Origin of the sequence: Kitasatospora sp. NPDC057542, from assembly GCF_042801945.1 — a bacterium.
Lineage (GTDB): Bacteria > Actinomycetota > Actinomycetes > Streptomycetales > Streptomycetaceae > Kitasatospora.
In genome coordinates this window covers 1-7,343 of the sequence record NZ_JBHVFE010000446.1, presented here as the reverse complement: position 1 = coordinate 7,343, position 7,343 = coordinate 1, and the positions used below count along the sequence as shown (strand labels likewise).

9 protein-coding genes are annotated in these 7,343 nt (G+C 73.8%); 7 read left to right on the top strand and 2 right to left on the bottom strand.

Features of this window, described 5'->3' with window-relative positions:
- Positions 1-61: 61 nt before the first annotated feature.
- Both ACFU7Y_RS35995 and ACFU7Y_RS35990 read left to right on the top strand, forming a co-directional pair.
- A complete protein-coding gene (locus ACFU7Y_RS35995; protein ID WP_224281479.1) occupies positions 62-466 on the top strand; it encodes a hypothetical protein in 405 nt (134 codons plus the stop codon).
- 62 nt (positions 467-528) lie between these two features.
- Positions 529-1,152 (top strand): ATP-binding protein, encoded by a 624-nt coding sequence (locus tag ACFU7Y_RS35990; RefSeq protein WP_224281487.1) that lies wholly within the window; start codon positions 529-531, stop codon positions 1,150-1,152.
- Between the two features lie 205 nt (positions 1,153-1,357).
- On the opposite strand, the gene ACFU7Y_RS35985 is transcribed toward ACFU7Y_RS35990, so the two are convergent.
- Complete coding sequence (locus tag ACFU7Y_RS35985; protein ID WP_380770880.1) at positions 1,358-2,230, bottom strand: SigE family RNA polymerase sigma factor; 873 nt, start codon at positions 2,228-2,230, stop codon at positions 1,358-1,360.
- Positions 2,231-2,610: 380 nt separating this feature from the next.
- Here ACFU7Y_RS35985 and ACFU7Y_RS35980 point away from each other — a divergent pair, with 380 nt between their 5' ends.
- The 4 genes from ACFU7Y_RS35980 (at position 2,611) to ACFU7Y_RS35965 (ending at position 5,932) form a co-directional block, all read left to right on the top strand.
- The gene (locus ACFU7Y_RS35980; RefSeq protein ID WP_030257458.1) at positions 2,611-3,288 is read left to right on the top strand and encodes a response regulator transcription factor; all 678 of its coding nucleotides are present in this window, start codon (positions 2,611-2,613) and stop codon (positions 3,286-3,288) included.
- A gap of 65 nt (positions 3,289-3,353) precedes the next feature.
- Positions 3,354-4,895 carry a HAMP domain-containing sensor histidine kinase gene (locus tag ACFU7Y_RS35975; protein WP_224281478.1) on the top strand — a complete coding sequence of 514 codons (1,542 nt, stop codon included), beginning with the start codon at positions 3,354-3,356 and terminating at the stop codon, positions 4,893-4,895.
- A complete protein-coding gene (locus ACFU7Y_RS35970) occupies positions 4,892-5,218 on the top strand; it encodes a hypothetical protein (RefSeq protein WP_380770879.1) in 327 nt (108 codons plus the stop codon). Before ACFU7Y_RS35975 ends, ACFU7Y_RS35970 begins: the two co-directional genes overlap by 4 nt.
- An 87-nt stretch (positions 5,219-5,305) precedes the next feature.
- A complete protein-coding gene (locus ACFU7Y_RS35965; protein ID WP_380770878.1) occupies positions 5,306-5,932 on the top strand; it encodes a VanZ family protein in 627 nt (208 codons plus the stop codon).
- On the opposite strand, the gene ACFU7Y_RS35960 is transcribed toward ACFU7Y_RS35965, so the two are convergent.
- A complete protein-coding gene (locus tag ACFU7Y_RS35960) occupies positions 5,902-6,582 on the bottom strand; it encodes a PhzF family phenazine biosynthesis protein (RefSeq protein ID WP_380770877.1) in 681 nt (226 codons plus the stop codon). The genes ACFU7Y_RS35965 and ACFU7Y_RS35960 overlap by 31 nt on opposite strands.
- Before the next feature lie 147 nt (positions 6,583-6,729).
- On the opposite strand from ACFU7Y_RS35960, the gene ACFU7Y_RS35955 reads away from it, so the two are divergent.
- Complete coding sequence (locus ACFU7Y_RS35955) at positions 6,730-7,278, top strand: hypothetical protein (protein WP_380770876.1); 549 nt, start codon at positions 6,730-6,732, stop codon at positions 7,276-7,278.
- The last annotated feature ends 65 nt before the right edge of the window (positions 7,279-7,343 follow it).

The following is a 7,343-nucleotide window of genomic DNA, read 5'->3' as shown; positions in this document are numbered from 1 at the left end:
GCTCCCGGCCCGTGTGCGTCCGGACCACAATCGCCGGTACGGAACCGGCCGAGGGGGCGCGATGGAAGAACTGGGCGAGCTGATGGCACTCGTCACGGACGGTGTGCTGCGCCGGTGGCAGGTGGCCCGGGCCCGCCGCCGGCTGACCGCCGGGAAGGCGGTGCGGCTGCCCTGCTCGGCGAGGTCCGACCGATCGGGCCGACGGCCCGGCTACGTCAACGGGAAGCTGGGGATCACCCCCGGAGCCGCCACCGCGTGCTTCCGCGCGCGCGGCGCCGAGCCGCTCGAACTGCCCGTCGGGGGCACCTTCCACGAGCCCGAGCCCGAGACCTGGCACGACCAGGACTGGGCCGCCACCGCGTACCGGCCGCCCGGCGCCGGGGAGCCGGTGTACCTCCAGGTGGACAGCCGCTGCCTGCCGATGGTCCGGGCCGCCCTCGCCGGCCCGCCGCCGCAGAAGGTCTGAACCGACCGGTTTCGGCAACCGGCCGGGATGCGTCAGACTGGTGTCCCGTGAGTGACTCCCCCATGAACCCCGCACCGACCGGGCATGCCCGGGTGATCCTGCTCTCCGGGCCCTCCGGGTCGGGGAAGTCCTCGCTGGCCGAGCGCAGCGGCCTGCCGGTGCTCCAGCTCGACGACTTCTACAAGGACGGGGACGACCCGACCCTGCCGCGGCTGCCGGACGGCGCCGTCGACTGGGACTCCCCGCTGGCCTGGCACCGCGACCAGGCCGTCGCCGCGATCCGCGCCCTGCACGAGCACGGCCGCGCGGACGTGCCGGTGTACTCGATCCCGGACAACGGCCGGGTCGGCACCCGCGGCCTGGAGCTGGGCGGGGCGGGCGCGTTCATAGCGGAGGGCATCTTCGCCGCCGAGATCACCACCGAGTGCGCCGACCAGGGTCTGCTCGGCGATGCCCTGTGCCTGCGCAACGGCGCACTCACCACGGCCTGGCGCCGACTGCGCCGGGACGTCCGGGAGGGCCGCAAGTCGCTGCCGGTGCTGCTGCGCCGGGGTCTGCGGCTGATGCGGGCCGAACGGTCCATCGTCGGACGGCAGGTCGCGCTCGGCTCGTACGCGTGCGCCGGCCCGGAGGCCGAGCAGCGGATCCGCGCCGCGGCCCGGACCACCGAGCTCTCCGCCGCCTGAGACCGCCGCCCGCAACCACCGCTGGACACCGCGGTCCGGACCGGTCGTCCGGCCCCCAGGACACGACGAAGGCCCGGTGCGTCTCCCCCGCACCGGGCCCTTCGCCTTCCCCGAACGGTCCTCGGCTCCCCCACGGGCATGCTCCCCCGAGCCGCTGCCCCCGGACCGTGACCGTCCGCTTCCCGTCCCCCGACGGGAGTCCTCGTCAGGCGACCAGCTCGCCGAACGCCCGGACGGTGTCACCCGACTTGTTCAGGTGCTCGTCCTCCCGCAGCCGGCGCAGGGCGCGCCAGATGCTGCTCTTGACCGTACCGACGCTGATCCCCAGCACGTCGGCGATCTCCGGGTCGGTCTTGCCCTCGTAGTACCGCAGCACCAGCATGGTGCGCTGGTTCTCCGGCAGCTTCGCCAGCGCCTGCCAGAGCACGGTGCGCAGCTCGGTGCCGCCCATCGCGTCGGTGTCGCCGGCCGTCTCCGGCAGCTCCTCGGTCGGGTACTCGTTGACCTTGCGGCGCCGCCAGGCGGAGATGTGCAGGTTGGTCATGGTGCGGCGGAGGTACCCGCCGACCGCAGCCTTGTCGGTGATCCGGCCCCAGGCCCGGTAGGTGCTGAAGAGCGCGCTCTGCAGCAGGTCCTCGGCCTCGTAGCGGTCACCAGTCAGGTGGTAGGCCGTGGCGTACAGGGAGGCGCGGCGCTCGCGCACGTACGCGGTGAACTCCGTGATGTGGTCCTCCGCGACGGCCGGGTGCTCCCCCTGCGCGCCTCCCTGCCCGGCCTCGGTGGTGCGGGCCGCGGCGGGGTTCAGCCGCAGCAGCGTCGCACCGGCGGCCTCGCGACCGGCCGGTTCCCCCGAACCGACCGTCCGCAGACCGTTCCCCCCGGTCCCCCGGTTGCCCTCCGGGGCGTCTTTGCCCTCGACGCGGACGGGGAGGATCCCCCGCAGCGTGAGGGTGTTGGCGGAGTCGGTCGAACTCCCCAGCCGACCGATCCCGTACAGCTCCCCCGTCCTGCCGCCGCCGCTCACCCGACGGGCGCCAGGGTTTCCACCGGTGCTGTGCGCGCACCCCCGCACGGTCACGGCACCGGAGTTCTCGTCGGTCCTGACCTCGTACCGGGTCCGGTGGGACGTGGCTGACGAACGCGCGGTGCGGACAGCCGGGTTGGTCCGGGTCTGAAGCATGGCGTTCATCGTGCGCCCCCTGGGTCGGTACGAGCGGTTCCGGTAGCCGCCCTTCAGCCGGCCTTGCGGCCCGCTGTCCTGCGGCGACATGGAAAATCCTGCCCGCCGGTTGTGATGGCGCTGTCCGCCGACTGTCACAGGGGTGTCACAGGAGCGGGCCGAATGTCCCGGTCCGCCTCCCTCCGTACCGGACGCCGGTGGCACCCGTTCCGGTTCCCGGGGGGACGGTGAGCGGTCCGGGGGGTGATTCGGCGCTGCGGGTGGGCCAAAATGGGGCCGTGCCTTTCCTCCTACTGATCGAGGACGACGACGCCATCCGGACCGGCCTCGAACTCGCCCTCACCCGCCAGGGCCACCGTGTGGCCACCGCCGCCTCCGGCGAGGACGGTCTGAGGCTCTTCAAGGAGCAGCGGCCCGACCTGATCGTGCTGGACGTGATGCTGCCCGGGATCGACGGCTTCGAGGTGTGCCGCCGGATCCGCCGCACCGACCAACTGCCGATCATCCTGCTGACCGCGCGCTCGGACGACATCGACGTGGTGGTGGGCCTGGAGTCCGGCGCTGACGACTACGTGGTGAAGCCGGTGCAGCCACGCGTGCTGGACGCCAGGATCCGGGCGGTGCTGCGGCGCGGAGAGCGGGAGAGCTCGGACTCCTCGGCCTACGGCAGCGTGGTGATCGACCGCGCGGCGATGACCGTCACCAAGGACGGACAGGACCTCCAGCTGACCCCCACCGAGCTGCGGCTGCTGCTGGAACTCAGCCGGCGCCCCGGCCAGGCGCTCTCCCGCCAGCAACTGCTGCGGCTGGTCTGGGAGCACGACTACCTCGGTGACTCCCGTCTGGTGGACGCGTGCGTGCAGCGGCTGCGGGCCAAGGTCGAGGACGTGCCGTCCGCGCCGACGCTGATCCGCACCGTCCGCGGGGTGGGCTACCGGCTGGACCCACCGGCCTGAATCCACACCCCTCGGCCGCCGGCCCCTCCCCCGACCTCTGAACTCCCGTACCACGACAGGCTCTTGTGACTGACCATCAGACGACTGCCCGGCGGTTCTCGACGGGCCGGTGGCGTCGGCTGCGCTCCCTGCGGGTGCGGCTGATCGCGGTGTTCGCGGCCGTCGCGCTGCTCGCCGCCGTCTCGGCCTCCGGCATCGCGTACTGGCTGAACCGCGACGCGGTGCTCAAGCGCGCCCAGGACACCGCGCTGAACGACTTCCGGGTCTCGCTCACCCGCAACGTCTCCGAGCTGCCGCTGAACGCGAGTTGCCCGGAACTGGCCACGCTGGCGTCCACCGTGGCCAGCTCCGGTCTGACGTACGACGTGGTGGTGGTCGACCCGGCGCACCCGGAGTGCGCGGCCTCCTCCGACCCGGCGCACTTCACGCTGGCCGACGTCCCCACCGCGCTGCAGTCCACCGTCGCCAAGCCGCGCGAGGTCAGCGAGAGCAACCCGTACCCGTACCACCTGTACTGGCAGCGGCAGAACCTGGAGGGGCGGCCGTTCGTGATCGGCGGCACCAAGGTGGTGCCGAACGGCCCGACGGCGTACATGTTCAAGTCGCTGGAGAACGAGCGGGCCGACCTCAACACGCTGGGCTGGTCGCTGGCCATCGCCACGCTGCTCGCGCTGATCGGCTCGGCGCTGCTCGCCCAGGCCGCCTCGGCGACCGTGCTGCGGCCGGTCAAGCGGCTCGGGGACGCCGCCCGGCGGCTCGGCGAGGGACGCCTGGACACCCGGCTGGAGGTCGAGGGCTCGGACGAACTCGCCGACCTGGCACGGACCTTCAACCGGGCCGCGGAGTCGCTGCACGAGCAGGTCGAGGAGCTGAGTGCGCGCGAGGCGCAGAGCCGGCGGTTCGTCGCCGACATGTCGCACGAGCTGCGCACCCCGCTGACCGCGATGACCGCCGTGACCGACATCCTGGAGGACGAGGCCGAATCGCTGGACCCGATGATCGAGCCGGCCGTCCGGCTCGTGGTCAGCGAGACCCGGCGGCTGTCCGACCTGGTGGAGAACCTGATGGAGGTGACCCGCTTCGACGCCGGCACCGCCAAGCTGGTCGCCGACGAGGTGGACGTCGCCGACCTGATCATGTCCTGCATCGACGGGCGGGCCTGGTACGACGCGGTCGAGGTGGACGCCCCGCGCGGCATCCTGGCCGTGGTCGACCCGCGCCGGCTGGACGTGGTCTTCGCCAACCTGATCGGCAACGCGCTGAAGCACGGCGGCTCACCGGTGCGGGTGAAGGTCCGGCAGGACGGGGAGTCGGTCGTGGTCGAGGTCTCCGACAGCGGCCCGGGCATCCCGGAGGACGTGCTGCCGCACGTCTTCGACCGCTTCTACAAGGCGGACCGGGGGCGTGCGCGCTCGGAGGGCAGCGGCCTCGGCCTGTCGATCGCCATGGCCAACGCACAGATACACGGGGGGACGATCACGGCGGCGAACGGGGAGGTCGGCGCGGTGTTCACCCTGACCCTGCCGCTGGCCCCGCCGCCTCCGCCGTCCGCGGGCGAGGCCGAGGGCGGCCCCGTCGGCGACGCCGAGGACAAGGACGCCACGTGACCGCCCGCACCAACACCACTGCCACCCGCACTGCCCTGCGCCGAGGCGCCGGCATGCTGCTGCTGCTCGCACTGGCCTCCGGCTGCGGCATCCGGCCGACCGCCGTACCGGTCGACGCCGGCGCGCCCGCCAGCCGGACGGCCTGCCCGACCACCCCGCACATACCGGCGGCCCTGGTCACCCCTCCGGGCCCGACCGCGACCCCGGCCCGCGGCGCCAAGGCGGCCGCGAGCCCGAGCCCCTCGCCCACCCCGGTGGCGCCGGGCAGCCCGCCGCCGGACAACGTGTTCGGTGCGGTACCGACGGCCTCGCCCTGCAAGTAGCCGCCGGGGAGGGGATCAGGGGGCGCGTTCTGGAATGTTCACGCCCGGTGTGGAACCGACGTGCCGTCGACTCACGTCCTTCCCCCCGTGCAGCGAGATGGCACCAGGACACGCCACGAGCGTTCCGGCGCGGGGACCGAGAGCAGCCCGGCGGCGGCCGTCCACCGTCCCCTCCGGTTGGCCGGGCTGGCGGGTCTCACCGGCCACCTGGCACTGGTGCTCTGGCTGGTGCTGAGACCACTGCCGGTGGCCTGGGTGTACGACGCCAACCTGACGCCGTTCGCCTCGCTCCGCTCCTCCACCGGCTGGCAGGTGCTCGGCGAGCTCCTGCTGCTGGCCCCGCTCGGAGTCCTGCTGCCGCTGGCCGGCGGTCGGCTCCGGGCCCCGTGGCTGCCGTCCTTCCTGCGCACCACCGGCGTCTCCGCGCTGCTGGCAACCGCGCTGGAGTTCCTCTCCTCCTGGGCGCCCGGGCACATCCTCAACGTGGACCACATCCTGCTCGCCGTGGTCGGCGTGGCCGTCGCCCACCTCGCGCTCGTCCCCGGTCTGCGGCACCTGCTGCGGGACCGGCGGCCGCGGCGGCCCCGGATGGCGGTGCTCTCCGTGCCGCCGGTGGCCGCCGTCACCTCGGTCGCGGCCGTGGCCCCGGTCGCGGCCGTCGCGCCCGCCGCCCGCCGGCGCGCCTACGCCGAGCCGACGCCGCCGGCCGGCTGAGCCGGTCCCGGGGCCCGGACCACCCGGCCGCCGACCTCGACCAGTCCGCCCGGGCGCGGCCCGGCCAGCAGCTGCGAGCCCAGGCCCTGGGTGACGGTCAGCGCCCGGCCGAGGCGCGCGGCCAGCAGCAGGGCGGCCGCACCGGTCGCCTCGTCCTCGTCGATCCCGTCGCCCCGCCCGGGGAACGCCCTGGCCCGTACGGTGCCGGCCGCCTCGTCCTGCCAGGCCCAGGCGTAGACCCACTCCCCCGGCGGCGGCACCTCCAGCGCCTCCACCTCGGCCGCCGAACCGTACTGCCGCAGCGTGCGCCCCGGGGCCCACTCGGGCCGGGCCTCGATCCGGGTCAGCCCGTCCTCGTGCCGCACGGCCACCTCGCCGGCGGCCGTGACCAGCCGGTCCACCCCGAGCAGCCAGGCGGCACCGACGCACGGGTGGCCGGCGAACGGCAGGCGCACCGACGGGGTGTAGATGTCGATCTCCCCGCGCTCCGGGTCGTCGACGAACACCGTCTCACTGAAGCCGAGTTCGCGCGCGATCCGCTGCCGGTCCGCGCGCTGCGGCACGGCGGCGCCGTCGCGCACCACGCCGAGTGCGTTCCCGTGGCTCCCGTCGGGCCCGCAGAAGACCCGCAACACCTCGAATCCCGTCATTTCCCACCTCGTCGACTGCCGCTCCGGCACAGCGCAATGACACCGTGACACAAAGGCGGCGACGGATGTCCGCCGCCTCCAGTACTGTGCGCTGTCGTCCCCGAACGGCGTCTGCCGTTTTCTTCTTCCCCTTCCCAGGAATCCGCTTTGAACAATCTCGACTTCAGCGCCGATCCGCTCTTCTCCTGGTACGTCGTGGCGCTGGCGCTCAGCGGCGTCATCATGGCGGCCATCGGGGCCGTCGCCGGCCGGATCAAGGCCGGTCTGCGCGTCCTCAACATCGTCATCGGCCTCGGGTTCCTGGGGTACGCCTACTACCTGGCGTTCGTCTTCGAGGGCGGCACGTACACCGTCTTCTACAAGGTGTTCATCCTGCCGGTCCTGCTGATCGTCGCCTCGGTGAAGGGGCTCGTCGAGCGCAACAAGGAGAAGCAGCAGCAGGCCGCCCAGGCGGCCGCCGCGTTCAACCCGAACGCGCCGCAGGCCCCGTTCAACCCCAACGCCCCGCAGGCCCCGTTCAACCCGAACGCCCCGCAGGCCCCGTACGCCCAGCAGCCGGGCGCGCCCGTCCCGCCGCCGGCCGGTGCTCCTGTCCCGCCGGCCGCGCCGCAGGGCGCCGCGCCGTACCAGCCTGGCGTCCCGCCGCAGCCGGTGGCGGACAACCCGTACGCGCAGCCGCAGCAGCCGGCGAGCTGACCGGGCGGCACCTCCGTACGAACGCCGGAAGGCCCGGCCGTCACCCGCTCCCGAGCGGTGACGGC

Bases quoted from the DNA above. Each gene is read 5' to 3' on its own strand.
- ACFU7Y_RS35995 (WP_224281479.1), top strand. From the start codon at position 62: ATGGAAGAACTGGGCGAGCTGATGGCACTCGTCACGGACGGTGTGCTG.
- ACFU7Y_RS35990 (WP_224281487.1), top strand. From the start codon at position 529: ATGAACCCCGCACCGACCGGGCATGCCCGGGTGATCCTGCTCTCCGGG.
- ACFU7Y_RS35960 (WP_380770877.1), bottom strand. From the start codon at position 6,582: ATGACGGGATTCGAGGTGTTGCGGGTCTTCTGCGGGCCCGACGGGAGC.